Below are 25,144 nucleotides of genomic sequence, written 5' to 3'. Positions count from 1 at the left end.
TTCTCTTCGAGCAGTTTATTGATCACAAAGGCCTGAACGCCTGTGAAGAGGGCTTGTTTCAATGCTTGCCAAAAGGATTTTCTATGCCAGCGCGCCCGATTGACCTGGGGTGGATGCGGATCTTCTTCGAAGTCGGGCGCAGCGGCAATTTCACGGTCGCCGCCGAGCGACTGGGGCTGAGCCAACCCGCGGTGAGCTACCAGATCCGCCGCATCGAGGCGCATTTGCAGGTCGCCCTCCTGGAGCGGCGCCATCGGGGCGTTGCGCTGACGCCGGAGGGGCGGCGGCTATTCGAGGCGGTGCGGCGGGCGGTGGAGGATGTGGATGGCGTGGTGCAGGGTTTTCGGCGCAGTCCACGCCGCCCGGCGCTCAGGCTTTCCACCGACTATGCCTTTTCCGCGCTGTGGCTGATGCCGCGCATGCATGCCTATCGCGCGCTTTATCCGGATGTCGATATCCAGCTGGTCGCCACCCATCGGGAGGAACGGGCGCGCCCGGCCGAGAGCGAGGTGGCGGTGGTGTTCGGTACGCGGGACGAATTGGGGCGGGTCGGAACGCTCATCCTGCCCGAGCGGGTGGTGCCCGTCTGCGCGCCGGGCTTCCTGAAACAGAACGGCCCGCTCGACAGTCCCGATGCCATCGCACGGGCGATCCTGCTGCATCTCGATACGCAAGGGCCCTCGCCCTGGTATGACTGGCAGGCCTATCTGCGCGACCTTGGCACCAGCCATGATCTTCCGGACGGGCGGGGCGTCTTGTGCTTCAACACCTATGCGCTTGTGGTACAGGCAGCGATTGCCGGCGAGGGGCTGGCGCTCGGCTGGCTCGGACTTGTCGATCCGCTGCTGGAGGCCGGGCTGCTCATCAAGACCGGGCCGGTACTTCAGGCGCCGGAGCGGGGATACTGGATCCTGCCGCCGGAAGAGGCAACGGCGGAAACCGATCAACTCTGCGCCTGGCTCGTCTCCGGCTTTGCATCTGTTGCAGCCGTTTCCGCTGGTTCAGATGTGTCTGCCGGCTGATCGCTGGTGAGGTCGGCGAGAAAATCGTCGCACCAACGTTTGACGTCGTTTTCCAGGAGATGATCCATCATGCCGCGCCAGCGCTGCTTGCGTTCGTCCAGCCCCATGGTGAGCGCGCGCGCAATCGCATTGCCGGTGCCTTCGATGTCATAGGGGTTGACCAGAAGGCCGCCCTTCAGTTCGCGCGCGGCGCCTGCAAAGCGGGATAGAACGAGAACGCCCGGATCTTCTGGATCCTGCGCTGCCACGAACTCCTTGGCGACAAGGTTCATGCCGTCGCGCAGCGGCGTGACGAGGCCAACCTTCGCCAGCCGGTAAAGACCGGCGAGAACCGGGCGACCGATGGAGCGGTTGATATAGCGGATCGGCACCCAGTCGACGGCACCGAGCGCACCGTTGGCGCGACCGGCCTGCTCGGCCACGGTGCGCTGCATTTGCTCGTATTCCGGCACTTCGGAGCGGGATTTCGGCGTGATCTGCAGATAGGTGACCTTGCCCTGATGGGCCGGGTTGCGCTGCACGAAAGATTCGAACGCATCGATGCGCTGGGTGATGCCCTTGGAATAATCCAGCCGGTCGACGCCGATGATGAGATCGCGGTTTTCCATGCTCTGGCGCGCCTTGCGCACCATCACGCTGTTGGCGGCCTTGCGGGCATATTCGGCAAAGGCGGCCGTCTCGATGCCGATCGAATAGAAATCGCCCTTGAAGGTGCGCCCGTTGGAGGTGAACAGGCCATCGCCGATGGCGTTGCCAAAGCCTTCGCGCACCAGGCCGCCGCGAAAGTTTTCAAGATCATGATCGGTCTGGAAGCCGACGAGATCGTAATGGGAAAGCCCGCGCATGATTTCCTCATGCACCGGCATGGCAAACAGCACATCGGCCGGCGGCCAGGGAATGTGCAGGAAAAAGCCGATCTTGTTTTTAAAGCCCATCTGGCGCAGTTCGGCAGCCAGCGGGATCAGATGATAATCATGCACCCACAGCACGTCGTCGGGCTGGATCAGCGGTGCGACACGATGGGCAAAGAAGCGGTTGACGCGGAAATAGCCGGCCATTTCCTTGCGCGCATATTCGGCGAGATCCAGCCGGTAATGGCAGATCGGCCAGAGCACGCGGTTGGCAAAGCCGTGGTAATATTCCTCGACATCCGTCTGGGTGAGATCGGTCAGCGCATAGGTGATGTTGCCGCGCTCGGTAAGCTTCAGCGGCGCGGGCTCCTTGCTGCCGCTGGATTTGCCCGACCAGCCCATCCAGACGCCGCCGCGCTCTTCCAGCGCAGCCTCCAGCGCCACGGCAAGGCCGCCGGCAGGCGCATCGCCGTTTTTCTCCGGCATGGGAACGCGGTTGGAAATGACGACGAGACGGCTCAAGGGACATACTCCTTTTTGAGGCTTTGGACGCGGGTTTTCTCAGGCAGAGGCCAGTCGCTTCAGGATCTGTCGCAGGGCTTCGGCCGAGGGAAGGCTGAGACGGGCTGCCGTTTCACCGCCCTCGCCGATGCGGATGGAGAGGCCGCCCAACTCGTTTGCGACCTTGAACATGGCCTCGTCCGTCAGGTCGTCGCCGATGGCGATGGGCTTTCTGCCGGCAAAGGCGGGTTCGGACAGGAAGGCGCGCAGGGCAGCCCCCTTGCTGGCGCGGGCGGGCCGGATCTCGATCACCATCTTGCCGCGCTGCAGGGCGTAATCGGGGCCGGCCTCTTCCAGAGCCGAGGTCATGACGGAAAGGAGCGTCTCCTGCCGTTCCGGCGCCTGCCGATAATGGGCGGCAACGGCTGCCCCCTTGTCCTCGATGAGGACACCCGGCCAGTCGGCCGTGACGCGCTCCAGCGAGCGCTTGAGGGTGGCAAAGGCCGGAGTGTCGTCCACCTTGTCGATGCTGCCGTCGGCGCGCCGGCGCTCGGCGCCGTGCAAGCCGGCAATCGGCAGAACGAGGGGCGAAAACAACGCATCGGCAAAGGGCAGGGCACGGCCGGTCACCAGTACAAGCGCCCCTCCCAGCCGTTTCGACAGGGCCTCGAGATGGCCCGCCAGATCCGGCGGCACGACAATTCCTTCGGGCGTCTCCGCCAGATCGATCAGCGTGCCATCGATGTCGAGAAACACCGCCCAGCCGTGAGGCTCGCTCGAAAGGACCTCGAGTGCCTGTCCATCCGGTTGCAAGGCGCTCGCCCCGTCTTCACGTGATGTATCGGTCGGTAACATGAGGGGGAGGTAGGACGGCTGGAACAAAAGGCAAGGCCGGCGGTGGACGCAGGAGCTTTCGAGAGGGATGGGTCGTGGTCATCAAATCGACATCTTGCCGGTCGAACGCCATTGCCGAGGGGTTGAAACCGGGCGCATGCGTGGTAACCCTCGCTTAAGTTTTTAGGTCGATCTTTTTAACAGTGAGAGCCGCCGTTCCGGTGGCACGTTTGGCAACAGGACGAGATCATGTGCCGTTGGGCTGCCTATCGCGGCAATCCTTTGTATCTGGAGGAGCTTGTCTCCTCGCCCGCCCATTCGCTCATCGAGCAGAGCCATTGCGCCAGCCGTGCCAAGACCGCGACGAACGGCGATGGTTTTGGAATTGCCTGGTATGGCGATCATCCGGAACCGGGCCGCTACCGCGATATCCTGCCGGCCTGGTCCGACTGCAATCTGCGCAGCCTGTCGCGGCAGATCCGCTCGCCGCTGTTTCTGGCGCATGTGCGCGCTGCAACGCACGGGGCAACCCGGCGCGACAATTGCCATCCCTTCGTCCACCGCAACTGGTCCTTCATGCACAATGGCCAGATCGCCGGTTTCGACCGTATCCGCCGGCGCATGGAAGCACTTCTGTCGGACGAACTGTTCGAGGCGCGCAACGGCACGACGGATTCGGAACTTCTGTTCCTGCTGGCGCTTGAAATGGGAATGGCTGGGGATCCGCTCGGCGCCATGGCGCGCGCCATTGCGACGGTCGAGGATCTGTCGCGCGCTCACGATGTCAGCCCGCTGGTGCGCTTTACGGCGGCCTTCTCCGATGGCGCAAGCCTTTATGCGGTGCGTTATGCCACCGATCACCGTCCGCCGACCCTCTATGCCGCCCCGATGGGCGGCACTGCCGGCCACTGTCTTGTCTCCGAACCGCTGAATGACGATGTGGACGCCTGGGAGGAGATCCCCGACGGCAGCGCCGTCACCGTGTCGGCAAGCGGTCTTTCGCGCACTGCGTTTCAGCCGCAGACGGCGCTCGAAGCAGCCTGATCTCAGGATGCGTCGGGCGGGTTGCCGGCGCCTTTGACGTTGCGGCGCACTTCCTCGACAAAGCGGGCAAGAGCGCCTGTCTGTTCATCCCGACGCAGCGCGAGATAAAGCGGCGCGACGAGGCCGGAGCTCTGGGTGAAGCGGCGGTAGACGACACCGAAGGTTTCAAGCCGCGCCATGGATTCCGGAATGATCGAGGCGCCGAGGCCGGCGGCCACAAGGCTTAAGGTGGACACCATTTTCGGCGCTTCCTGGGCAACGCGCGGGCTGAACCCTGCCCTCTGGCAGGCGGCGATGATGCGGTCGTAGAGTCCCTGGCCGCTTGGGCGCCGGTAGAGGATGAACACATCTTCGCAGAGATCGGCAAGCTCGATCCGCCGCTTCTTCTGCGATGGATGCGCCAGCGGATGGACGTCGGGAATGGCGAGCAGCATTTCCTCCGTGTCGACATGGTTTATCACCAGCGATGACTGGGTGTCGCTTGCCGAGCGGATGAAGGCGGCATCCAGCCGGCCGGCCAGAAGATCGCCGGTCAGTTCGTCTGTCGCGCCTTCCTCCAGCCGCAGCGCAAGGTCCGGCAGGGCCTGCCGCAGCCCGCGAAAAATGGAGGAGACGAGCGGATGAAACGCTGCCGAACTGGTAAAGCCGACGGCAAGCGCCCCCGTTTCGCCACGCGCGGCGCGGCGGGCGGCATCCACGGTCGCATCGAGATCCAACAGCACCTGACGCGCCCGTTCCACGAAGGCACGCCCGGCCTCGGTCATCTCCATGCCGCGCGGCAGGCGGCGAAAGAGCGGTGCGCCCACCAGCGTCTCCAGCGCCTTGATCTGCTGGCTGAGCGGCGGCTGCTGGAGCCCCAGCCGCTCGGCCGCCCGCGTCATGTGGCCCTCTTCGGCAACGGCAATGGCGTAGCGCAGGTGGCGGATTTCCAGCATGTTCATATCTCCAGAATATGAAGATGACCCTATCCATATATTGGACATTGGGAAAGCGCCGGGATAGCAGTTGGATGCAAGACAACAAGGCATGGGCAATGACGACGATCAACATGGATGGCGAGGCCATAGAAAGACCGGGAAACGGCCAGCTGTTTTCGGGATTTCTCGGACTGGGGCTGATGGGGTTCGGCGGGGTGCTGCCGATGGCCCGGCGGATGATGGTGGATGACCGGCGCTGGCTGACGGCGGAGGAGTTCACCGATCTGCTCGGTCTCTGCCAGTTTCTGCCGGGCGGCAATATCATCAACATGTCGGTGGCGGTCGGCATGAAGTTTCAGGGCTGGCGCGGGGCGCTTGCCTCCATCCTGGGCCTTATCGCGGCCCCCACGGCCATCGTCATCTGTCTCGGCGCCATCTACGACCGCTATCGGCAGGATCCGTCTGTCGAGCATCTGTTTGCCGGACTTGCGGCGGCCGCGGCCGGCCTGCTCGTGTCTCTCGCATGGAAGGTGATGAAGCCGCTCCTCAACAGGCCGCTGGCACTTGCCATAGTGGTCGTGCTGTTCGTGGCAATTGCCGTGCTGCGTCTGCCGCTGCTTGCCACCATGCTGGTGATGGCGCCCATTTCCATTTTCCTGTCGTGGAGGCTTTCACGATGAGTGGGACCCTGATTGCACTGGCGGTGATCTTTACCGAACTCTCGCTGATTGCCTTTGGCGGCGGCAATTCCGTGCTGCCGGAAATGCAAAGGCGCGTGGTGGAGGTGCAGCATTGGGTCACGGCCGATGAATTCAGCGCGCTCTTTGCGCTGGCGCAGGCCGCCCCCGGCCCGAACATGATGATCGTGCCGCTGATCGGCTGGCATGTGGCGGGCTTTTCCGGCCTTCTCGTCAGTTCGGTGGCAAAATTCCTGCCGTCCTCGCTGATTGCCTGCTTTGCCGTGACGCTGTGGGACCGCTTTCGCGACCGGCCGTGGCGGGCCGTGGTCCAGGCTGGGCTGGTGCCGGTCACGGCAGGGCTGGTGGCGGCGAGTGCCGCCGTCATTACTGTGGCCTCGGTGCATTCCTGGCTGCTGGCGGCCATTACGGGTGTGACGGGTGGCCTTGCAGCCTTCACCCGCGCGCACCCGGTGGCTCTGCTGGGGCTCGGCGCGCTCGTCGGGCTCGCCTTCGGCGGCTTCTGAGCGCGCTCAGAGCGCGTTCAGCCGTTTCGCAATCGTCGCCGCCAGTCTTTCCGCCACCTCAACCTTGTCGAGGTCCGGCCAGGTTTCGATGCCGTTTTCGGCAATCAGCATGACCCGGTTGCGCTCGCCGCCCATCACGCCGGTCTGCGGCGAGACGTCATTGGCGACGATGAGGTCGGCGCCCTTGGCGGCAAGTTTCCGGCGGCCGTTTTCCTCGACATTCTGCGTTTCGGCCGCAAAACCGACGACGAAGCGCGGGCGCTGTTCGTGGTGGCCGACGGTTTTCAGAATGTCCGGATTTTCGGTGAGCTTAAGCGGCGGCGGCGCTTCGCCCGGCTGCTTCTTGATCTTCTGGCCGGAGGATGAGGCAACACGCCAATCGGCGACGGCTGCCACCATCACCGCAATGTCGGTGGGCAGATGGGAGGTGACCGCCGACAGCATCTCGGCTGCCGTTTCCACATGGATGGTCCTTAAGCCTGCCGGATCGGGGATCGTCACCGGGCCGGAGACCAGCGTCACCTCGGCGCCAAGTTTTGCAAGGGCAGCGGCAATCGCGTGGCCCTGCTTGCCGGAGGAGCGGTTGGCGATGTAGCGCACCGGGTCAATGGGTTCATGCGTCGGCCCGGAGGTGACGATGGCCGTCTTGCCGGCCAGCGGCTTTTCGCCGGGCGCCAGAAGTGCCACGACAGCGGCGACAATCTCCAGCGGCTCGGCCATGCGCCCGGTGCCGGCCTCGCCGCTTTCGGCCATTTCGCCGCTCTTTGGGCCAACGAGGTGAATGCCGTCGCTCTGCAGGGTCTGAAGGTTACGGCGCGTGGCGGGCGCATCCCACATTTTCGGGTTCATGGCGGGCGCCATCAGCACCGGACGGTCTGTGGCGAGAAGCACGGCGCCGGCCAGATCATCGGCAAGGCCGTGCGCCATCTTCGCCATCCGGCTGGCGGTTGCCGGCGCGACGAGAACGAGGTCACATTCACGCGCCAGCCGGATATGGCCGACATCCTGCTCATCCTCGCGGGAAAAAAGATCGGTGTAGACATGGGAGGCAGAGAGCGCGCCGACGGCAAGCGGCGTGATGAATTCCTGCGCCGAGCGCGTCATCACCGGGCGCACGGCTGCCCCGCGTTCGCGCAGCCGGCGGATCAGGTCGAGGCTCTTATAGGCGGCAATCCCGCCGGAAATGATCAGCAGGATGCGTTTGTCGTGAAGCTCCATCAGCCTCTCCCGTCGCGGGTGAGGGAGCGGCTGGTCATAACGCCAAAGGCCGCACCCATCTCTTTGCCCCAGACCCTAAGCGGTTGACGGCAAAGAAGCAATCGCGTCCGCGGCGCTCACATCCGCGAGGGAATGAAGAGCGCCATGGCGGGGATGAAGATCAGGAGAAGGATGCGCACGAGGTCCAGCGCGACAAAGGGGACGAGGCCGCGGAAGATGGTCGACAGCGGCACATCCTTCACCACCGAGCGCAGCACGAAGGCATTCATGCCGACCGGCGGCGTGATGTAGCTGATCTCGGTCACCACCACCACGAAGACGCCGAACCAGATGAGATCGAAGCCGGCCGCCGCCACAACCGGATAGAAGATCGGCACGGTCAGCGTGATCATCGACAGGCTTTCCAGCAGGCAGCCGAGCACGAGATAGATGGCCAGAATGATGAAGATGATGGCCCAAGGGTTGTCGAAGCCCGAAAGCGCCGCCTGCAGGTCTCCTGTCATGCCCGACAGGTTGACGTAATTGGTGAAGGTGAGCGCACCGAACAGGATGAAGAACATCATGGCGGTGTTCTTGGCCGTGTCATAGAGCGTGCGAAAGGTTTCCTTGAGGCGGAAGCGGCCCTTGAGCACGGTGAGCGCCATGGCGCCGGCCGCGCCCATGCCGGCGGATTCGGTTGCGGTAAACACGCCGAGATAGATGCCGCCCATGACGAAGGCAAAGAGCAGGAGGGCGCCGGAGACGCCGCGCGTGGCAAGAAGACGGTCGCGCAGCGGCAGTTTTTCCTCGGTCGGCAGGTCAAGGCCACGGGCGCGCACCGAAATCATAACCGCTATCGTATAACCGACCATGCCTATGATGCCGGGAATGATGCCGGCCAGAAACAGCTTGCCGATATCCTGCTGGGCAATGATGCCGTAGAAAACGAAGATCACCGAGGGCGGGATGAGAATGCCGAGCGTGCCGCCGGCCGCAATCGAGGCGGTGGACAGGGCGTCGGGGTAATTGTAGCGGCGCATGGAGGGCAGCGCGATCTTGGCCATGGTGGCGGCCGTGGCAAGCGAGGAGCCGCAGACCGAGGAAAAGCCGCCGCAGGCCAGAATGGTGGCAATGGCAAGGCCGCCCTTGCGGTGGCGCAGCCAGGCATGGGCTGCCTTGTAAAGATCATCCGCCACGCCCGACTGCACGACGAAATTGCCCATCATCAGGAAGAGCGGCAGGACCGAGAGCGAATATTCGCGGCCATTGTCGAAAAAGGTCTGGCCGAGCAGGGAGAGCGCCGGCTGCACACCGATGATCGACAGGGTGCCGATAAAGCCGATCAGCGCCATGGCAAAGGCAATGGGCAGGCCGGCAAACATCAGCACCAGGAAGAGAAGGCATCCGATCGGCCAGCTCATGGCGTGTCTTTCAGGTCAGGAACGGGAAATGGCGTGCCGCAGCGTGATGAGCGCGGCAACAGCAGTTGCTGCCGCACAGAGATAGGCAAAGGGCGCCACCGGCAGATGCAGGCTGACGGTGGTTTCGCCATAGGAGGAGAGCGCCTGCCCGTGGGCAAAGATGCGCCAGGCGGCGGCCATCAGCACCACGGCCGACAGCAGCCGGACGACAAGCCGCCGCGCCGGATGGATGAAGGCGGGCAGGTGGTCGGTGAGGAGGTCGACGGTGACGTTTTCCTCGTCCAGGCAGACGGCCGGCAGGCCGATGAAGATCGTGGAGACGAGAAGCAGCGCGGTGAGTTCCGTCGCCCCCTGCAGCGGACTGCCGAACAGGTAGCGACCGACGACATCAATCAGCGTCACGAACATCATGGAAAGAAGCATCAGCCCGCAGATTACCGAAAGGGCCGCATGCGTTGCCGTCAGCCGTTTTCCACCTGCGCCCGCAGGCTTGGACGTGCCGCTCATTGGCCCTTGGCCGCCTTTGCGATTTCGTCCCGCATGGCCGAAACGGCGGCTGCCGCATCGATGCCGGTGGAGGCGGTTTCGGCAAGCTTGGCATCAACGATGGGCTTCAGGCTCGTCTCGATTGCCTTCACCTGCTCGGGCGTTGCGGGAACGAACTTGATCTTGCCCTCCATGGCCGCCTTGCCGGCGGTGTCGGCGGCATCCCAGGCCTTGCCGGCGAGACGCGCCAGCGCTTCACCCGACACGCTGTCGATCGCCTTCTTGTCGGCGTCCGAGAGGGCGTCCCACTTGGCCTTGTTCATCGCCACGTAGAAGGAGGTGTTGTAAAGGCCGCCGGGCACGACAAGCGCCGTATCCAGCATCGGGATCAGCTTGAAGAAGGCAACCGATTCGAACGGAAAGGTAATGCCGTCGGCCACGCCGCTCGACATGATCTCATAGGTCTTGGAAGAGGGGCCTTCCACCGGCACGCCGCCCAGCGCCTTCACGAGATCGGCGACGATGCCGCCGCCGACGCGCATCTTGGCGCCCTTCAGCGGCTCGGTCCCGGAAACGTCGCGGCCCTTCAGGAAGATCTGGCCGGGGCCGTGGGTGAAGACGCCAAGCACATGGACCTTGTCATATTCGCCGGCCTTGCGCAGCGTCTTGTCGAAGACGCGCCAGTAGCCGACGGAGATGGATTCGGCCGTGTCGCCGAGGAAAGGGATTTCGGCGATGTTGGTCGTCTTGAAGCGGCCCGGATTATAGCCCTGCACGCCATAGGTGATGTCGGCGACGCCGTTGACGGCAAAATCGAAATGGGCGGCCGGCGGCCCGAGCGGCGCCTGCATGATGTTGACCGTCACGCGGCCCTCGGTCGCCGTCTTCACGGCCTCCGCATAAGGCTTCATCACCTCGGTGACGAGCGGATGGGTCGGTGGCAGCCAGTTGGCCATGTTGAGTGTCGTCTGCGCCATGGATGCCGTGGCAGAGAGAAGCGCGGCAGAGGCGGCAAAGGCTAGGCGAATGACATGAGGAGAGATGCGCATGGTTTCACTGGCTCCGCGTTCGGTTCAGCTGTTCCCGGGCTTCTTTGTTGAAGCCTCAAATTTTTTGGCACTGCGGCGCAGTTGAACCGAAAAGAGGAGAAACTGCAAGGGTGATCACGTTTGCGTTGCACGATAAAAAATCGAGGGCTGTGTCGCGCAAAGCAGAGCCGGCCCTGACGTCGGGCATCGTTGGGAGGGCGAGGCACAGGAAAGCGTGCCGCCCTGAGTTTTACGTTTTCTTGCGCGCCACGGCCGGGGGTGGGGGTGCCGTCACCAGCCTGAATTCCTTCAGCTCAGCCTCGGACAAATAGTAGAGCCGGTCCGGCGGGGTTTCCAGCGCATGGAACCAGAGGCCGGGGGCGATGCCCATGGCATCGAGATGGCGGGCGAGGCGGGCGGTGGTGGCCTGCGCGCCGGCCATGGCTTCCTCGGCCGTCGGGCGCGTGGTGCCGCCATTGAACACCTGGTGGACGCCGATGACGGCGTCCTTTTCCGCCTCCCGCACAATGCCGCCCGCCATGACGAGCGGGCAGGAGGAGGCGCAGAGCGCACCGGTGCGGACGCGCGTCGTCAGCTTCTTTTCGCGGATGAGGGCGGATATGGCCAAAGCATCGTTTACCGCGCCCCCCGGCGAATCCAGCGACACGATCTTCACATATTCGCCGCGCGCCTCGATTTCTGTCCTGAAACGATCCGCCGAGCCCGGATCGATGGTGCCGCGCGCCTCCAGAACGCCGCCTGCGGTAAGCTCGAAGCGGATTGGCTGGCGCAGCGCCGTCGCATCGGTTTTGGGCGCGACGGGGGCATCCTGCGGCTTGCCATCGGTGACGGCCGGCGGCAGCAGCGGCTGATCGGTCATTGGTTCGCGGGCGGGACCATATTCGTCACCCGATCCCGCCGCTTCGTTTGCAAATTCGCGGATATCGACGACGAGGAAAATGGCGGCCGTTACGAGGAGTGCGTAGAAGGCAGAACGCATCAGCACGCCGTCATCGGCGCGGGCAAGGGCTCGCCAGGCGCCGGATAAGGCGTCTCCCGGCCTCATGCCGGCAGGCCCGATGCGGGTGGTCCCTTGCGGGCAAGCGCGCTGCGGTCAAGGCTGGTGATCTTGTCGCTGGCGCGGGCGTCGGGCGCCGCCTCTTCCGGTGCTTGCCGATCCGGATCGTCTGCCAGATCTACCGCCTGCGTCTCCCGGTGGCTGTTGCGCCGGTCGGCGCGGGCAACAGCTTCCTCGACATCGATGCCATGGGCAGCGAGCGCCTTCTGCACCTCCAGCGCCTCCAGAAGCTCGGCTGCCGTGATGCGGTGCGAGAAGGGCAGGTTTTCCTCCTGCCGGCGGATTGCGCCATGCACGGTTGCCAGAATGAAGACGAGGACGGCGGGCAGAAGATCGATCGAGATGGCGCCGGCCCAGGCGGGAATGAAATCGGAGGCGTAACGCAGCACGGCCTCCGCTGACGAGAGCGGCACGAAGCGGCGCTCGGCCACCGGCGGGCGGGCGAGGATTTCGTCGGCGGCCTGGGAGAGCACCTTCGATTGCGCGGTGACGGAAGCCCGGATGGTTTCCATGACCTGATCCTGGCGATTGGCGAGATCCGGCGCCTGCCCATCGGCGACGGGCGCGATGAAGCCGAGCGACAGGTCGTCGGCGGCGCGGCGGATGGAGGGGGCAATCGAGGTCTGGTTGAGCGAGGTGATGACGCCGGTCAGCGCCACGACCTCTGCGGAAAACTGATCGGCGCGCGGGGCGACGGCGCCGGGGGCGGAAACGAGCGTGCGCATGGTCTCCAGCCGCTTCTGGCCTTGTTCGAAAAGGTTTGCCACCTGCTCGCGCGAGGCAACAATGCCGGTTCCGAGCTCCTTCAGTTGCGCCGACATCTGGGAAAGCAGCTGCACGACGCTGCCGGCGCCGGTGGTGCCGGTGAGCGCCCCGGACTGGCGCTCGGCATCTGCAAGCTGCGCAAAGCGTTCGGAGGCGCGCTGGATATCGGGAAGCAGGCTCTGGGCGGCCAGCGCATTCTGGTGCGCCCGGTCGAGATCGCCGGTATAGCCTTCGACGGTTTCGGCCAGATGCTGTTCAAGCGCGGCCGAACCGGCAAGCGCTGCCGCGTTGAGCCAGCTCGACATGGCAATGATCATCGCGCAGCCGAGTGCCATCACGCCGAGCATGGCGCCACGGGCGGCCGGACCCGTCACATGCGGAAAAAACCGCGCCATATAGGACCAGAAAGCATAGATCGCGACCGAGACGGAGCCGGAATAGATGATGGCGGCAAAGAAGACGGCGGTTGCGGATCCATCCAGGATGCTGCGCACGCCGAGATAGGTGTAGACGCCGGAGGCAAGCGCCAGAACGGCCAGCGCAAAGCGTGTCATCGTTTCGACGGCGGCAACCCCGTCATGCAGCCGGTGCGAAGCGCCAAGCGCCATGGATCGTCGTTCTCCGAGGAATGTTTTCTTAACAAACCATGAAGAAACGGGCAAAATGAAGGCCTGCTCGCGTTTTGCGCGCAGCCCCCCTCAGCTCAGCTGAATGGCGATATAGACGAGGCTTGCCGCAATCACCCAGAGCGCCGCGCGGCCGCCGCGACTGTGCTTGGCTTCCGATTTGCCGATGGCTTCCGCCGTGGCGTCGTCGAAGCGCACGCCGTGCTCGGTCATGTGCAAAAGCTGCTGGTGGAATTTTTCCGTCTTGGCAGCGATTTCCGGGGCCGCTTCGGCAAGTTTCACGGCGGCCTTCAACCCGTCGCGCAGATCGGTGACGATGCGCTTCGGGCCCAGATTGTCGCGGATCCAGCTGCCGACGACGGGTTCTGCCGCCTTCCACATGTTGAAGCGGGGATCGAGCATGCGCGACACGCCTTCGACCACGACCATGGTCTTCTGCAGCATGATGAGTTCCGGCCGCGTCTGCATTTCGAAGAGGTCGGTGACCTCGAACAGAAGGGCCAGCAGGCGGGCCATGGAAATGGTTTCGGCCGGTTGGCCATGGATCGGTTCGCCGATGGCGCGGATCGCCTGAGCAAAACTTGCGACATCATGGTGGGAGGGCACGTAACCCGCCTCGAAATGCACCTCTGCCACGCGCTGGTAATCGCGCGTGATGAAGCCATAGAGGATTTCGGCCAGGAACCGGCGTTCCTTCTTGCCGAGCCGCCCGACAATGCCCATGTCGACGGCGACGATCATGCCGTCCGGATCGACAAAGAGATTGCCCGGATGCATGTCGGCATGGAAAAAGCCGTCGCGCAGCGTGTGGCGCAGGAAGGACTGGATCAGCGTTTCGGCAAGTTTTTCGAGATCGTGGCCGGCGACGCGCAGGCCCTCGATATCCGACATCTTGACGCCGTCGATCCACTCCATGGTGATGACGTCGCGCCCGGTGCGTTCCCAATCCACCTGGGGTACGCGAAAGCCGGGATCGTCCTTGGTGTTTTCGCCGATTTCCGACAGGGCGGCTGCCTCAAGCCGCAAATCCATCTCGAGCTTGGTGGTCTGCTCCAGCGTGCGCGTCACCTCGACCGGGCGCAGGCGCCGCGAGGAGGGCATCAGCCGCTCCTGCATGCGCGCAATCAGGTACATACTCTCGATATCATGGGCAAAGCGCTGGCGAACGCCGGGGCGCACCACCTTTACCGCCACAGTGCGCTCGCCGTCCGGATAGCGCACGCTGGCCTGATGAACCTGCGCGATGGAGGCGGCTGCCAGCGGCTCATCGAAGCGGACGTAGAGATCGTCCATCGAGCGACCGAGCGAAGTCTCGATGGCCGTCTTTGCCTTGTCCGTCGGGAAAAACGCCATGCGGTCCTGCAGCATGGAGAGATCGAGCGCCCAGTCGACGCCGACGACATCCGGCCGGGTTGCCAGAAACTGGCCGATCTTCACATAGGACGGTCCGAGTCGATCCACGGCGTTCGTCAGGCGGACGCTGCGGCTTTCCTGGATCGAGGTCGGGCGGGTGAAGAGCTGGGCGGCGCGCTTTGCAAGACCGACGACGGCCGGCAGGCCCTCCGTCGGCAGCGCCGCCACCACGCCCTCGCGCACCAGAACCCAGCCGACGCGGGCCAGGCGAAAATAGGCGCCAAGCGTGCTCATGCCATGCCCTCGGCTCTCTCAGCGGTCTTTGCCATGCCGCTCAAAGCTTCCAGCCGGAGTGCAGGGCCGCGATACCGCCGGTGTAATTGGTATAGGTGACGCGCGAGAAGCCGGCGGCGCGGATCATCTTGGCAAAATCCTCCTGGTTGGGGAATTTGCGGATGGATTCGACCAGATACTGGTAGGGCTCGGAATCGCCGGTGATCATCTTGCCGAAGCGCGGAATGGCCTTGAACGACCATTCGTCATAGACCCGGTCGAGCAGCGGCATGTCCACCTCGGAAAATTCGAGCACCAGCAGGCGCCCGCCGCGTTTCAGCACACGAAAGGCTTCCGATAGCGCGACATCGATGCGCGGCACGTTGCGGATGCCAAACGCGATCGTATAGGCATCAAACGTGCCCGCCTCGAAGGGCAGTTCCTCGGCATTGGCCTCCACGAAGGTGAGGTTGTCGGAAAGCTTGCGCTTGGCGGCCCGTTCGGCGCCAACGGCCAGCATCGATCCGTTGATGTCGAGCACGGTGGCCTGCGCCTGGCGGCCGGAGGCTTCCACGATGCGAAAGGCGATGTCGCCGGTGCCGCCGGCCACGTCGAGCACGGAATAGGACGGATCCTTGCGCGGGTTGAGCGCGGCGATCATCGCATCCTTCCACACCCGGTGCAGGCCCGCCGACATCACGTCGTTCATGATATCGTAGCGCTTGGCCACCTTGTGGAACACGTCGTTGACGAGCGCCTGCTTCTCGCCCTCGGCCACATCGCGAAATCCATAGGAGGTTTCCATGCCGCCATTCGCAGAGGTTCGGCTTTCGGCCATGGGGATACTCCATCCTGTCAGTTTTCGCCGACCATAGCGAAGTCGGCGGGGCGATACTATGTCTTGGCGTGCTTGCGGCACTCTGCCGCTGGTCTATAGAGCACAGCGTACACTGTTGGAAACAGGAAGTTAGGGAGCCCATGCCGGAATTGCCAGAGGTGGAAACGGTGAGACGCGGCCTTGCCCCCAGCATGCAAGGCGCCGTCATCCTGGAGCTGGAGACGCGCCGCGCCGATCTGCGCTTTCCGTTTCCGGAGGCCTTTGCCGAGCGGGTGGCGGGCCGGCGCATCTTGGGGCTTGGGCGGCGGGCGAAATACCTGCTGATCGACCTTGATGACGGCATGACGATCATTGCGCATCTGGGCATGTCCGGCTCCTTCCGCATCGAGGAACAGCGGGCCGAGACGATGCCCGGCGAGTTTCACCATGCCCGCTCCAAGGATGGGAAACACGACCACGTGCTGTTTCATCTGGAGCGCGAGGGTGTGGCGATCCGCGTCATCTACAATGATCCGCGCCGGTTCGGCTTCATGCATTTGTGGGCGCGCGCCGATCTCGATCTTTATCCGGCCTTTGCAGGGCTTGGGCCGGAGCCCACCGGCAACACGCTCGATGCGGCGCATCTGGCATCCCGCTTTGCCGGTCGTGCCGCCCCGCTGAAATCGGTCCTGCTCGACCAGACGGTGATTGCGGGCCTTGGCAATATCTATGTCTGCGAGGCGCTGTGGCGGGCCGGGCTTTCGCCCGAGCGCAAAGCCGGAACACTCGTCACAAAAGCCGGCAAGCCGACGGCCCCGCTGATTTTGCTCACCGAATCCATTCGTGCGGTCATTGCCGATGCGATTGCGGCCGGCGGCTCGTCGCTGCGTGATCATATCCAGACGGATGGCTCGCTCGGCTATTTCCAGCACAGCTTCTCGGTCTATGACCAGGAGGGCAAGGCCTGCCGGCGGGCAGGCTGCCATGGCACGATCGGGCGCATCGTCCAGTCCGGCCGCTCGTCCTTCTTCTGTGCCGTTTGCCAGAAATGAATCGGCGATCAGCAGCTTACGGTGAAAGGTTCATGTCGGGGCCGCAAATTGCGCGTTGACTGCCCTTCGTATTCCGGTTATATCGCCGCCCACAGTTGGGAAAGCCATTGACGGCTTCCTCCATTGCTCCCGAATTGCTGGAAGACAGGTCGCAGGACCCGGCGCGGCGACGGCGGAGTTTTTGTTCGAATTCGAAGAGAGGCAGAGATGGCCAATACAACTTCGGCGAAAAAGGCGACCCGCAAGATCGCACGCCGCACTGCAGTCAACAAGGCACGCCGCTCGCGCGTTCGTGGCTTCATCCGCAAGGTCGAAGAAGCAATCGCCACCGGCGACATCGCGCTCGCTGCCGAGGCCCTGAAGGTCGCGCAGCCGGAAATCCAGCGCGCCGCCACCAAGGGCGTCATGCATCGCAACACGGCATCGCGCAAGGTGTCGCGTTTGGCCCAGCGCGTGAAGTCTCTGACGGCTTAATTTCGTCAAAAATGACTGTCATAATTGAAGCCCGGTCCCTGACCGGGCTTTTTGTGATTCTTACCCGTAAGAACTTGTTGTCTGTGGCCAATTGTCCCCGATGACACTGCCGTGACAGAAAATATCATTTATTTTCAATGGCTTGCGCGAGGATGTTGGTTGGCGCCAAAGTTTGTGACGAGCCCGTTCACGCCGCCTGCGAGTCAAGCGAAATTTATTTTGGACCGTTCACACGCCCCTCTCGACTGTGGCATTTTTGAATCTCTTTGATTCGATTGAGATTCTTTCCGGAAGGCCCATTCCGAGTCAAATCGGGCCTCCAGAGTCAACGCCGCGCCATTAATTTTGCGTAAAATTCATCGTTGATCTCCCCCCGTGATCCTGCCTTAATACGATCCAGCAAGAGGCGCGGAGAACTCTCCAGAAAGCATAGGATGCCAGCCGGACCACCGGTCGTCCATCTTTCGGCTCTTGCGACGGGTCAAGGAAACTTCCCGTTCTTTCACGTAACTTGAGGTTGTGTGCCGGTAATCAGACCAGATTCCGGGCCAGTCTCTTTGTGCCGTCTCATGGCGTGGGGCGGTGACAGACGAAGGAGCATGGTCGGTTTGCCCTTGCGAGGGTGGCAAACCGGATTGGGCGCACGGGGAGCGCCAGACCGGCAATCCGCTCTTGCGGCGTGTCGGCCCGCGCATGGCGCGGGGAAACGAACAAAGGCGGCTGCAGCGGGTTCTGACGAGGAGAACTGGCTTCAACGGCGATAACAGAAAAAAATAACCTGACGTTCGGCATGCGCCGAGCGGCGGATGAAACATGAGAAGGCGGCAAAGAATGCAGATGAATACGGTATCAGCCCGGACGCTGGACAGCGGGAACCAGACGTCCGAGCCTCTCGATTCAGTTTGCGCCAAGGCGGCGGGGGAAAAATCCGAAATGAAGCCAGATGCGCTCTTCGAGCGGTTCAGCGCACGTCTGAAGGCGCAGGTTGGCCCGGAAGTTTACGCAAGCTGGTTTGGTCGCCTGAAGCTCCATTCGGTCTCCAAGAGCGTCGTGCGCCTGACGGTGCCGACGACCTTCCTGAAGTCCTGGATCAACAACCGTTACCTCGATCTCATCACCACCATCTTCCAGGCGGAAGACAGCGAAATCCTCAAGGTGGAAATCCTGGTGCGCACGGCAAGCCGCGCCGCCCGTCCGGCAAGCGACGAGCAGCGCATGGTGCCAGCCAGCGAGGCCGCCCCGGCGCCTGCACCGCGCCGCGCAAGCGTCAGCGCCCCGCGCGAGATCGGCCAGATTGCCGCCTTTCCGGCGCAGCAGCAGCCCTCGCCGACCCGCCCGGCAACTGCCGCTGCCCCCCTGTTCGGCTCGCCGCTCGACGGCCGCTACACGTTCGACACCTATGTCGAAGGACCGGCAAACCGTGTGGCGCTGGCGGCTGCCAAGACCATTGCCGAAGCCGGCGCGAGCGCCGTGCGCTTCAACCCGCTGTTCATCCATTCGGGCGTCGGCCTTGGCAAGACGCATCTTCTGCAGGCCATTGCCAATGCGGCCGTATCCTCCTCGCGCAATCCGCGCGTGGTCTATCTGACGGCGGAATATTTCATGTGGCGCTTTGCCACCGCCATCCGTGACAATGACGCCCTGACGCTCAAGGAAACCCTGCGCAATATCGACCTTCTGATCATCGACGACATGCAGTTCCTGCAGGGCAAGATGATCCAGAATGAGTTCTGCCATCTGCTCAACATGCTGCTCGACAGCGCCAAGCAGGTGGTCGTGGCCGCCGACCGGGCGCCCTGGGAGCTGGAATCGCTCGATCCGCGGGTGCGCTCGCGCCTGCAGGGCGGCGTTGCCATCGAGATGGAAATTCCCGATTACGAGATGCGCTTCGAAATGCTGAAGCGCCGTCTGGAAATCGCCCGCAGCGACGATCCGGCGCTCGATATTCCCGATGCAATCCTCTCCCATGTCGCGCGCAATGTCGCCAATAGCGGGCGTGACCTTGAAGGCGCCTTCAACCAGCTGATCTTCCGCCGGTCGTTCGAGCCGGAACTGTCGCTGGAACGGGTGGACGAGTTGCTTGCCCATCTGGTCGGCGCCGGTGAAGCCAAGCGCGTGCGCATCGAGGACATCCAGCGCATTGTGGCGCGCCATTACAACGTGTCGCGCCAGGAACTGGTGTCCAACCGGCGCACCCGCGTCATCGTCAAGCCGCGCCAGATCGCCATGTATCTGTCGAAGACCCTGACGCCGCGCTCCTTCCCGGAAATCGGCCGCCGTTTTGGCGGGCGCGATCACACCACGGTGCTGCATGCCGTGCGCAAGATCGAGGACCTGATCTCCGGCGATAGCAAGCTCTCCCACGAGGTGGAGCTTCTGAAGCGGCTGATCAACGAAAACAACGCCTGATTCGGACGGGGGTGGCCATGGTCGATCAACCGAAGGCCACTCTCGACTTTTATGCGCAAAATTCCGCGCGCTATGCCGCCGATACGGGCGATAGCCCGCCCTCGCGCCATCTCGATGCCTTCATGGCAGCCTTGCCCGCGGGCGCTTGCGTGCTGGAGCTTGGCTGCGGCAGCGGGCGCGACAGTGCCGTGCTGTTGTCGCACGGCTTTGCCGTGACGCCGACCGATGGGACGCCCGAAATGGCGGCCGAAGCCGAACGACGCCTCGGCGTCCCGGTTTCGGTTCTGCCCTTTGCCGAAATCGCCGCCGTCTCAGCCTATGAGGCGGTCTGGGCCAATGCCTGCCTTTTGCATGTGCCGCGCAAGGATCTGCCTGGCATTCTGCAAGCTATCGCGCATGCCCTTCGCCCGGATGGCCTGTTTTACGCAAGCTACAAGGCGGGCGAGGCGGAAGGCTTTGACGATCTCGGCCGCTATTACAATTATCCCGACCGTCAATGGCTGATGGCCGCCTATGGCAAAGCCTGGTCGTCTATCGCCATCGAGGAAGTTTCGGGCTCCGGCTATGATCGCAAGCCGACCCGCTGGCTGCATGTGACGGCGCGTTCCGGACGCTGATCCGCCATCGTTCTGGCTGACGCATCCGGCCTCAGCGGCCGGCGCACTGGCAAAGCCAGTCGCGCAGGCGCCGCACCGCCGGCCGCTCAAGGGCCGTTGGCGGATAAACCAGGTAATAGGCGTATCGGCTGGTCAGACTTTGCGAAAACGGTGCGCACAGCCGCTGTTCGGCAAGATCCTGCGCAACGAAGGAGCGCCGCACCAGGGCAAACCCCAGGCCCGCACGGGCCGCATCCAGCGCACCGTTGCTATCGGGCGCGATCATGATGCCAGAGCGCCAGTCGACGGAGAGCGCATTGACGCCCGCAAGCCATAGCCGCCAGTGCTCGCGTTCCACATCATGGATCAGCAGCCGGCCGTCCAGCCGGTTCGGATCCGGTTGCGGACCCAGCATTTTTGCCCGCGCGGGATTGGTCACGACGATCATGTCGTCGTCGAGCAGCTTTTCGCTGATAAGCCCGGCATAACCGCCCAGCCCATGCCTCACGGCGATATCGATGTCGTCCTTCATGAAATCGACCAGCCGCGCGGTCGTTCCGATGCGCAGGTCGATCTCCGGATGCGCATCCTGAAGCCCGTCGAGCTTCGGCATCAGCCATTGGGTGGCAAAGCCGGTGGTGCAGCTCATCGTGACGATATGCGGCCCGCGACGGTGGCGCACGGCCTGCGTCGCCTCCCGCATCAGGCCAAAGGCGGTGCGCAGCGACAGGAAATACTCCGTTCCTGCGGCTGTGAGGGAGAGCTGGCGCGGATGCCGCTCGAAAAGCTTTACGTCGAGCGTCGCTTCCAACTCGCGGACCTGCAGGCTGATGGCGCCGGGTGTGACGTGCAATTCCTCGCTTGCGCGTTTCATGCTGAGGTGGCGGGCGCTCGCCTCAAACGCGCGCAAGCCCGACAGCGACGGGAGGTCATCGTTCATGCTTTAGTTTTTCTCGCCCATAAGGTCAGAAAGGCTCGTTTGCGCAGGAATTTCGGGCACAATATAAAAGAAAAATTCAAGCCGGGAAACGGCGGGTCGCTTCTGGAATCGGGTGGCGCCTTCACCGTCACCGGGCTTATAATCAGGCCAGAAACAGGGGATCATGCCATGCAGAGACAGATGAACGCGACCGAATGGCTGATGCTCGTGGCCCTGTCGCTGCTGTGGGGCGGTTCTTTCCTGTTCAACGGCATTCTGGTGAAGGCGTGGCCGCCGCTCACCATCGTCACGGCGCGGGTGTTTCTGGCAGCCGTGGCCCTCTGGCTGGTCGTCAAACTGTCCGGCCTTGCCGTGCCGCGCGGGCGGGCGGTGTGGCTGTCCTTCTTCGGCATGGGGCTTTTGAACAATGTCATCCCGTTCACGCTGATCGTCTGGGGCCAGACGCAGATCGCCAGCGGGCTTGCCGCCATTCTGAATGCCACGACACCGCTTTTCGGCGTGCTGGTCGCCCATTGGCTGACGGCGGATGAAAAGCTGACGGCCAACCGCATCGCCGGCGTGGTGATCGGCATTGCTGGCGTCGTCGCCATGATCGGTCCCTCGGTGCTCGGGCACGTCGGCGGCGATCTGGCCGGTGAGCTTGCGGTGCTGGCCGCCGCCATCTCCTATGCCTTTGCCGGCATCTTTGGCCGGCGTTTCAAGCGCATGGGCCTTGCCCCCATCATGCCGGCGGCAGGGCAGGTGACGGCGTCTGCCATTCTTCTCCTGCCCTTTGCGCTCTTCATCGATCACCCCTGGAGCTTGCCGCTTTCAGGCTTTGACACCTGGGCTGCGCTGTTCGGGCTTGCGCTTCTTTCCACCGCCGTTGCCTATCTGCTGTTCTTCCGCATTCTGGCAACCGCCGGCGCCACCAACCTGATGCTGGTGACGATCCTCATTCCGCCCAGCGCTATTCTCCTCAGCGCACTGGTGCTCGGCGAGCAGCTGGCGCTGCGCCATCTCGTCGGCCTCGTGCTGATCGGGATCGGTCTTGCGGCCATCGATGGCAGGCTCTGGCGCCGCTTTGCGGGCGCGCGGCGCACCGCGTAGGGTTTTCTGTCGAAAATAATCAGCTGGCGAGATCGGCCACGACCGAATCAAGGATCAGCATGCCCGACGGCGTGCAGCGGATGCGGGAATTGCCGAGCCGTTCGAGAAACCCGTGTCCCAGTAAAAATTCTTCCCGCGCCGGATCCAGCTCGCGGCCCGACAGCGCGCTCCACCGCGCAAGATCGATGCCCTCGCGCAGGCGAAGGCCCATCAGCAGAAGCTCGTCCGATTGCGCCTCCCGGTCGAGCATTTCCTCGTCCACCATGCCGTGACCGTTTGCCTCGACCAGATCGAGCCAGGCTTCCGGCTTGCGCTCGGTTGCCGTTGCAAGCTTGGAGCCGCCTGTCGTCAGGCGACCATGGGCGCCGGGGCCGATGCCGGCATAATCGCCGTAGCGCCAATAGGTGAGGTTGTGGCGACTTTCGGCGCCGGGTTTTGCGTGGTTCGAAACCTCATAGGCCGGCATGCCGAAGCCCTCGGTGATCTGCTGCGTCGCCTCATAAAGCTCGGCCGACTGGTCGCCATCCGGTACGATCAGCTTGCCGGCCTTGTGCAGGCCGTAAAAGGGCGTGCCTTCCTCGATGGTCAGCTGGTAGAGCGACAGGTGATCGACCGCATAGGAGACCGCCTCGTTCAGCTCGCGCTCCCACGCCTCCACCGTCTGGCCGGGGCGGGCATAGATGAGGTCGAAACTCATGCGGGGAAAGATGTCGCGCGCCAGCCGGATGGCCTTCAGCGCATCGGCAACGTCATGCAGACGGCCAAGGAATTTCAGGTCGCGGTCGTTCAGCGCCTGCACGCCGAGCGACACGCGGTTGACGCCGGCTGCCCGATAGCCGCGAAACCGCTCTGCCTCGACGCTCGAGGGATTGGCTTCCATGGTGACTTCAATGCCGGCCGGCACATGCCAGCGTGCGGCAATGCCATCGAGAATGGCCTCCACCGTCTGAGGGTCCATCAGCGAGGGCGTGCCACCGCCCATGAAAATGCTGGTCACGGTTTTCGGGCCGCTCAAGGCCCGCATCGCGTCCATTTCTTTCAGGAAGGCTGCGGCAAAGCGCGGCTGGTCCACCGGCTGATGGCGCACATGGCTGTTGAAATCGCAGTAAGGACACTTGGCCGCGCAAAACGGCCAGTGGACGTAAAGACCAAAGCCCGGTTCGCCGGTATCGGGCAGCAGGGGGGCGTCGGTCAGCACTTGTGTGTCAGCCTTCCAGGCAGGTTTCGACAAAGATCTTGAAGGCGCGGGCGCGGTGGGAGAGGGCGTGGTCGTCACCCGGCTTCCAGCCATGCTTTTCGTCTGCGCTCATTTCGCCGAATGTGGTGTCGAAACCCTCCGGTTGAAAGAGGGGATCATAGCCAAAACCGGCCGTGCCGCGGGGCGGCCAGGCGACCGTGCCCTCCACTTCGCCGCGGAACATTTCCGTGTGGCCATCCGGCCAGGCAAGGCAGAGCACGCTGACGAAGCGGGCGGTGCGCTCAGCCGGTGTGACAGCGCCCTTTTCGGCAAGCGCGGTTTCCACCTTCTGCATGGCCATGGCGAAATCGCGCGTGCCATCCTCGGTTTCGGCCCAGTTGGCGGTGTAGACGCCGGGTGCGCCATCCAGCGCATCGACGACAAGGCCGCTGTCGTCGGACAGCGCCGGAAGACCGGAAGCCTTGGCCGAAGCAAGTGCCTTGATGGCGGCGTTTTCCTCAAATGTCGTGCCCGTCTCGTCCGGCTCGACAAAATTCAGCTCTGCGGCCGATTTTGCCGAAAAGCCGAAGGGGCCGATCAGGTCGGCAATCTCGCGGATTTTTCCCGCATTGTGGCTGGCAACGACGATGGTGCGGGTCTCGAGCTTGCGCATCGCAAATGTCCTATTCAATGTTCCAGAGCGCGGGGCTTGCGCATTCCAGGCTGTTGCCGGCCGGATCGCGGAAATAGATCGAGCGGGCACCCTGCGGCCAGGTCACCTCGGACTCGATGGCAATGCCTGAGGCAATAAGATGCTCGACAACCTGATCGAGCGCCCGTTCTTCGACGCGAAAACAGGCATGTCCCGCACCGGTCGTGCCATGGGCGGGAACCGGCAGGGCACCTTCCGGCGCAGGCTTGATCGTTTCGGCCGCATTGAACAGCAAAAGCACGCCTTTGCCGCACCGGTAAAACAAATGCCGATTGTCGGCGCGCGTGATTTTTTCGAGCCCGAGCACGCCGCCGTAAAACGCCTCGACCGCGTCGAGATCATCCACGTAAAGCGCCGTCTCCAGAATGCCGTCGATCATCGCGCCGTTCTCCGCCTCAGGCGATCGCCTGCTTCTGCAGCGCCACCAGTTCGGCGGTGCCGGCGGCAGCCAGATCCAGAAGCTTCAACAGTTCCTCGCGGGAAAACGGCTTGCCTTCCGCCGTGCCCTGCACTTCGACAATGCCGCCGGCGCCGGTCATGACGAAATTGGCATCGGTTTCGGCGGCCGAATCTTCCAGGTAATCGAGATCGATCACCGGCTGGCCGGCAAAGATGCCGCAGGAAATGGCCGCGACATGATCCTTCAGCACCCGATCGAGCTTGATCATCTGGCGCGTTTCCATCCACTTCAGGCAATCATAAAGCGCGATGAAGCCACCGGTAATGGCAGCGGTGCGGGTGCCGCCATCGGCCTGGATGACGTCGCAATCCACCGTGATCTGCTTTTCGCCAAGCGCTTCCAGATCGATTACGGCGCGCAGCGAGCGGCCGATCAGGCGCTGGATTTCCTGGGTGCGGCCGCCCTGCTTGCCGGTTGCGGCCTCGCGCTTCATGCGGTCGCCGGTGGCGCGCGGCAGCATGCCGTATTCGGCCGTGACCCAGCCCTTGCCAGAATTGCGCAGCCATGGCGGCGTCTTTTCCTCAAGGCTTGCGGTGCACAGAACATGCGTATCGCCGAACTTCACCAGACAGGAGCCTTCCGCGTGCTTCGAGACATTGCGCTCGAAACTGACCTTGCGCATCTGGTCGGTTTTTCTGCCTGAGGGTCGCATATCGTTCTCCTGAAAGGATGTCTGAAGGGCGTCTTAAGGGGCTCACCGGGCTTTTGCAAAGAAAAACCCGGTACTGGCGGGTTCTTTGCTGCAGTGCCTGCGAATTCCGTTTTGCCAAAGGCGGGAGAGACATTATATTTGTCATGGAAAAGTCATTGATCGGAAG

The 25,144-nt window shown here is 63.4% G+C and carries 25 protein-coding genes; 9 read left to right on the top strand and 16 right to left on the bottom strand.

Annotated features, from left to right (window positions below):
- The first annotated feature begins 83 nt into the window (after nt 1-83).
- The gene (locus J2858_RS05945) at nt 84-1,022 is read left to right on the top strand and encodes a choline sulfate utilization transcriptional regulator (protein ID WP_210103777.1); all 939 of its coding nucleotides are present in this window, start codon (nt 84-86) and stop codon (nt 1,020-1,022) included.
- Here the strand turns inward: J2858_RS05945 and otsA are convergent.
- On the bottom strand, nt 944-2,395 hold the full coding sequence (gene otsA / locus J2858_RS05940; protein ID WP_210103776.1) for an alpha,alpha-trehalose-phosphate synthase (UDP-forming): 1,452 nt from the start codon (nt 2,393-2,395) through the stop codon (nt 944-946). The two genes, J2858_RS05945 and otsA, sit on opposite strands and share 79 nt — an antisense overlap.
- Before the next feature lie 39 nt (nt 2,396-2,434).
- Nucleotides 2,435-3,187: a trehalose-phosphatase gene (gene otsB / locus J2858_RS05935; protein WP_245365550.1), complete on the bottom strand. Its 753-nt coding sequence runs from the start codon at nt 3,185-3,187 to the stop codon at nt 2,435-2,437.
- A 270-nt stretch (nt 3,188-3,457) separates the two neighbouring features.
- Here otsB and J2858_RS05930 point away from each other — a divergent pair, with 270 nt between their 5' ends.
- Nucleotides 3,458-4,252: a class II glutamine amidotransferase gene (locus J2858_RS05930; RefSeq protein ID WP_210103774.1), complete on the top strand. Its 795-nt coding sequence runs from the start codon at nt 3,458-3,460 to the stop codon at nt 4,250-4,252.
- 2 nt (nt 4,253-4,254) lie between these two features.
- Here the strand turns inward: J2858_RS05930 and J2858_RS05925 are convergent, their stop codons facing one another.
- On the bottom strand, nt 4,255-5,187 hold the full coding sequence (locus J2858_RS05925; protein ID WP_210103773.1) for a LysR family transcriptional regulator: 933 nt from the start codon (nt 5,185-5,187) through the stop codon (nt 4,255-4,257).
- 98 nt (nt 5,188-5,285) lie between these two features.
- Between J2858_RS05925 and J2858_RS05920 the strand changes: the two genes are divergently transcribed.
- Both J2858_RS05920 and J2858_RS05915 read left to right on the top strand, forming a co-directional pair.
- Nucleotides 5,286-5,849, top strand: a complete 564-nt coding sequence (locus J2858_RS05920) for a chromate transporter (RefSeq protein WP_210103772.1) — start codon at nt 5,286-5,288, stop codon at nt 5,847-5,849.
- Nucleotides 5,846-6,373, top strand: coding sequence for a chromate transporter (locus J2858_RS05915; RefSeq protein WP_210103771.1), 528 nt, complete (start codon nt 5,846-5,848; stop codon nt 6,371-6,373). The genes J2858_RS05920 and J2858_RS05915 overlap by 4 nt, the downstream gene beginning before the upstream one ends.
- A 6-nt stretch (nt 6,374-6,379) precedes the next feature.
- Here the strand turns inward: J2858_RS05915 and coaBC are convergent, their stop codons facing one another.
- The 8 genes from coaBC to ubiE all read right to left on the bottom strand — a co-directional run bounded on the left by coaBC (nt 6,380) and on the right by ubiE (nt 15,438).
- Nucleotides 6,380-7,591: a bifunctional phosphopantothenoylcysteine decarboxylase/phosphopantothenate--cysteine ligase CoaBC gene (gene coaBC / locus J2858_RS05910; RefSeq protein ID WP_210103770.1), complete on the bottom strand. Its 1,212-nt coding sequence runs from the start codon at nt 7,589-7,591 to the stop codon at nt 6,380-6,382.
- Between the two features lie 116 nt (nt 7,592-7,707).
- Nucleotides 7,708-8,991: a TRAP transporter large permease gene (locus tag J2858_RS05905; protein WP_210103769.1), complete on the bottom strand. Its 1,284-nt coding sequence runs from the start codon at nt 8,989-8,991 to the stop codon at nt 7,708-7,710.
- Nucleotides 8,992-9,006: 15 nt separating this feature from the next.
- Nucleotides 9,007-9,498: a TRAP transporter small permease gene (locus J2858_RS05900; protein WP_210103768.1), complete on the bottom strand. Its 492-nt coding sequence runs from the start codon at nt 9,496-9,498 to the stop codon at nt 9,007-9,009.
- Nucleotides 9,495-10,526: a TRAP transporter substrate-binding protein gene (locus J2858_RS05895; RefSeq protein ID WP_210103767.1), complete on the bottom strand. Its 1,032-nt coding sequence runs from the start codon at nt 10,524-10,526 to the stop codon at nt 9,495-9,497. The genes J2858_RS05900 and J2858_RS05895 overlap by 4 nt, the downstream gene beginning before the upstream one ends.
- Nucleotides 10,527-10,755: 229 nt before the next feature.
- Nucleotides 10,756-11,571 carry a hypothetical protein gene (locus J2858_RS05890; protein WP_210103766.1) on the bottom strand — a complete coding sequence of 272 codons (816 nt, stop codon included), beginning with the start codon at nt 11,569-11,571 and terminating at the stop codon, nt 10,756-10,758.
- Nucleotides 11,568-12,956 (bottom strand): hypothetical protein, encoded by a 1,389-nt coding sequence (locus J2858_RS05885; protein ID WP_210103765.1) that lies wholly within the window; start codon nt 12,954-12,956, stop codon nt 11,568-11,570. Before J2858_RS05885 ends, J2858_RS05890 begins: the two co-directional genes overlap by 4 nt.
- 90 nt (nt 12,957-13,046) lie before the next feature.
- Nucleotides 13,047-14,621 (bottom strand): 2-polyprenylphenol 6-hydroxylase, encoded by a 1,575-nt coding sequence (gene ubiB / locus J2858_RS05880; protein ID WP_210103764.1) that lies wholly within the window; start codon nt 14,619-14,621, stop codon nt 13,047-13,049.
- Between the two features lie 40 nt (nt 14,622-14,661).
- Complete coding sequence (ubiE, locus tag J2858_RS05875; protein WP_210103763.1) at nt 14,662-15,438, bottom strand: bifunctional demethylmenaquinone methyltransferase/2-methoxy-6-polyprenyl-1,4-benzoquinol methylase UbiE; 777 nt, start codon at nt 15,436-15,438, stop codon at nt 14,662-14,664.
- 140 nt (nt 15,439-15,578) lie between these two features.
- On the opposite strand from ubiE, the gene mutM reads away from it, so the two are divergent.
- The 4 genes from mutM to J2858_RS05855 all read left to right on the top strand — a co-directional run bounded on the left by mutM (nt 15,579) and on the right by J2858_RS05855 (nt 19,969).
- Complete coding sequence (gene mutM, locus J2858_RS05870) at nt 15,579-16,469, top strand: bifunctional DNA-formamidopyrimidine glycosylase/DNA-(apurinic or apyrimidinic site) lyase (RefSeq protein ID WP_210103762.1); 891 nt, start codon at nt 15,579-15,581, stop codon at nt 16,467-16,469.
- Between the two features lie 207 nt (nt 16,470-16,676).
- On the top strand, nt 16,677-16,943 hold the full coding sequence (gene rpsT / locus J2858_RS05865) for a 30S ribosomal protein S20 (protein ID WP_210103761.1): 267 nt from the start codon (nt 16,677-16,679) through the stop codon (nt 16,941-16,943).
- 831 nt (nt 16,944-17,774) lie between these two features.
- Nucleotides 17,775-19,352 (top strand): chromosomal replication initiator protein DnaA, encoded by a 1,578-nt coding sequence (gene dnaA, locus J2858_RS05860; protein ID WP_210103760.1) that lies wholly within the window; start codon nt 17,775-17,777, stop codon nt 19,350-19,352.
- Between the two features lie 17 nt (nt 19,353-19,369).
- On the top strand, nt 19,370-19,969 hold the full coding sequence (locus tag J2858_RS05855) for a class I SAM-dependent methyltransferase (RefSeq protein ID WP_210103759.1): 600 nt from the start codon (nt 19,370-19,372) through the stop codon (nt 19,967-19,969).
- Nucleotides 19,970-20,000: 31 nt separating this feature from the next.
- Here J2858_RS05855 and J2858_RS05850 read toward each other — a convergent pair whose 3' ends face one another.
- Complete coding sequence (locus tag J2858_RS05850; protein ID WP_210103758.1) at nt 20,001-20,888, bottom strand: LysR substrate-binding domain-containing protein; 888 nt, start codon at nt 20,886-20,888, stop codon at nt 20,001-20,003.
- Between the two features lie 168 nt (nt 20,889-21,056).
- On the opposite strand from J2858_RS05850, the gene J2858_RS05845 reads away from it, so the two are divergent.
- Nucleotides 21,057-21,977: a DMT family transporter gene (locus J2858_RS05845; protein WP_245365549.1), complete on the top strand. Its 921-nt coding sequence runs from the start codon at nt 21,057-21,059 to the stop codon at nt 21,975-21,977.
- A gap of 19 nt (nt 21,978-21,996) precedes the next feature.
- Here the strand turns inward: J2858_RS05845 and hemW are convergent, their stop codons facing one another.
- Genes hemW through rph form a run of 4 tightly spaced genes read right to left on the bottom strand, consistent with a single transcriptional unit; the run spans nt 21,997 to nt 24,978 of the window.
- Entirely contained in the window at nt 21,997-23,175 is a 1,179-nt protein-coding gene (gene hemW / locus J2858_RS05840; protein ID WP_348635447.1) for a radical SAM family heme chaperone HemW, read from the bottom strand.
- A 7-nt stretch (nt 23,176-23,182) separates the two neighbouring features.
- Nucleotides 23,183-23,827: an RdgB/HAM1 family non-canonical purine NTP pyrophosphatase gene (rdgB, locus tag J2858_RS05835; protein ID WP_210103756.1), complete on the bottom strand. Its 645-nt coding sequence runs from the start codon at nt 23,825-23,827 to the stop codon at nt 23,183-23,185.
- A gap of 10 nt (nt 23,828-23,837) precedes the next feature.
- Complete coding sequence (locus J2858_RS05830) at nt 23,838-24,245, bottom strand: VOC family protein (RefSeq protein WP_210103755.1); 408 nt, start codon at nt 24,243-24,245, stop codon at nt 23,838-23,840.
- A gap of 16 nt (nt 24,246-24,261) precedes the next feature.
- The gene (gene rph / locus J2858_RS05825; RefSeq protein WP_210103754.1) at nt 24,262-24,978 is read right to left on the bottom strand and encodes a ribonuclease PH; all 717 of its coding nucleotides are present in this window, start codon (nt 24,976-24,978) and stop codon (nt 24,262-24,264) included.
- Between the last annotated feature and the right edge of the window lie 166 nt (nt 24,979-25,144).

It is taken from the genome of Neorhizobium galegae (assembly GCF_017877135.1).
In the GTDB taxonomy this organism is placed as follows: domain Bacteria; phylum Pseudomonadota; class Alphaproteobacteria; order Rhizobiales; family Rhizobiaceae; genus Neorhizobium; species Neorhizobium galegae_A.
The sequence above is the reverse complement of the archived record's forward strand: the minus strand, read 5'-3'. Positions and strand labels throughout refer to the sequence as shown.

Bases quoted from the DNA above. Each gene is read 5' to 3' on its own strand.
- J2858_RS05855 (WP_210103759.1), top strand. From the start codon at position 19,370: ATGGTCGATCAACCGAAGGCCACTCTCGACTTTTATGCGCAAAATTCC.
- J2858_RS05905 (WP_210103769.1), bottom strand. From the start codon at position 8,991: ATGAGCTGGCCGATCGGATGCCTTCTCTTCCTGGTGCTGATGTTTGCC.
- J2858_RS05925 (WP_210103773.1), bottom strand. From the start codon at position 5,187: ATGCTGGAAATCCGCCACCTGCGCTACGCCATTGCCGTTGCCGAAGAG.
- mutM (WP_210103762.1), top strand. From the start codon at position 15,579: ATGCCGGAATTGCCAGAGGTGGAAACGGTGAGACGCGGCCTTGCCCCC.
- ubiE (WP_210103763.1), bottom strand. From the start codon at position 15,438: ATGGCCGAAAGCCGAACCTCTGCGAATGGCGGCATGGAAACCTCCTAT.
- J2858_RS05890 (WP_210103766.1), bottom strand. From the start codon at position 11,571: ATGAGGCCGGGAGACGCCTTATCCGGCGCCTGGCGAGCCCTTGCCCGC.
- rph (WP_210103754.1), bottom strand. From the start codon at position 24,978: ATGCGACCCTCAGGCAGAAAAACCGACCAGATGCGCAAGGTCAGTTTC.
- J2858_RS05900 (WP_210103768.1), bottom strand. From the start codon at position 9,498: ATGAGCGGCACGTCCAAGCCTGCGGGCGCAGGTGGAAAACGGCTGACG.
- coaBC (WP_210103770.1), bottom strand. From the start codon at position 7,591: ATGGAGCTTCACGACAAACGCATCCTGCTGATCATTTCCGGCGGGATT.
- rpsT (WP_210103761.1), top strand. From the start codon at position 16,677: ATGGCCAATACAACTTCGGCGAAAAAGGCGACCCGCAAGATCGCACGC.
- J2858_RS05915 (WP_210103771.1), top strand. From the start codon at position 5,846: ATGAGTGGGACCCTGATTGCACTGGCGGTGATCTTTACCGAACTCTCG.
- dnaA (WP_210103760.1), top strand. From the start codon at position 17,775: ATGCAGATGAATACGGTATCAGCCCGGACGCTGGACAGCGGGAACCAG.
- J2858_RS05920 (WP_210103772.1), top strand. From the start codon at position 5,286: ATGACGACGATCAACATGGATGGCGAGGCCATAGAAAGACCGGGAAAC.
- J2858_RS05845 (WP_245365549.1), top strand. From the start codon at position 21,057: ATGCAGAGACAGATGAACGCGACCGAATGGCTGATGCTCGTGGCCCTG.
- J2858_RS05850 (WP_210103758.1), bottom strand. From the start codon at position 20,888: ATGAACGATGACCTCCCGTCGCTGTCGGGCTTGCGCGCGTTTGAGGCG.
- J2858_RS05895 (WP_210103767.1), bottom strand. From the start codon at position 10,526: ATGCGCATCTCTCCTCATGTCATTCGCCTAGCCTTTGCCGCCTCTGCC.
- J2858_RS05945 (WP_210103777.1), top strand. From the start codon at position 84: ATGCCAGCGCGCCCGATTGACCTGGGGTGGATGCGGATCTTCTTCGAA.
- J2858_RS05930 (WP_210103774.1), top strand. From the start codon at position 3,458: ATGTGCCGTTGGGCTGCCTATCGCGGCAATCCTTTGTATCTGGAGGAG.
- J2858_RS05830 (WP_210103755.1), bottom strand. From the start codon at position 24,245: ATGATCGACGGCATTCTGGAGACGGCGCTTTACGTGGATGATCTCGAC.
- ubiB (WP_210103764.1), bottom strand. From the start codon at position 14,621: ATGAGCACGCTTGGCGCCTATTTTCGCCTGGCCCGCGTCGGCTGGGTT.
- J2858_RS05885 (WP_210103765.1), bottom strand. From the start codon at position 12,956: ATGGCGCTTGGCGCTTCGCACCGGCTGCATGACGGGGTTGCCGCCGTC.
- rdgB (WP_210103756.1), bottom strand. From the start codon at position 23,827: ATGCGCAAGCTCGAGACCCGCACCATCGTCGTTGCCAGCCACAATGCG.